We start from the raw sequence: 382 nt of genomic DNA on the forward strand, positions 1-382 counted from the left end.
TCGTTGTACTGCTGGCTGCTTGTGGTGGAAATGGAAAGGATCAAGGCAAACAGCAGCAGACTGTGATTGTTGGCGTATATGGAGGCGATTGGGAAAAGAATATCAAACCAATCCTCGAAAAGTTTGAAAAAGATACAGGAATTAAAGTGCAAACCGTCTCTGGGGCGGATTCTGAATGGTTTACAAAATTAAAAGCGTCAAATGGAAAAAATCCACCATATGACTTACTAATCTTACAGCCCGATACGATTCAAAGAGGTATCGCAGCAAACGTTCTTGCGCCTATCGATGAAGATCAAGCGCCGAATGTCAAAAAGCTTTACCGTTCTGTCCAAAAGAAGCTTACTGTTAATGGAAAACAATATGCAGCAGGCTTTAGTAT

General features: G+C 41.4%; 1 protein-coding gene. It reads left to right on the forward strand.

Translation table 11 applies throughout. The features are described from left to right. Positions 1-382, forward strand: a 382-nt coding sequence (locus GFC01_RS18615; protein WP_152948542.1) for an extracellular solute-binding protein, incomplete at both ends; no start/stop codon positions are given.

Origin of the sequence: Desulfofundulus thermobenzoicus, assembly GCF_009428905.1 — a bacterium.
GTDB classification, from domain to species: Bacteria; Bacillota; Desulfotomaculia; order Desulfotomaculales; family Desulfovirgulaceae; genus Desulfofundulus_A; species Desulfofundulus_A thermobenzoicus.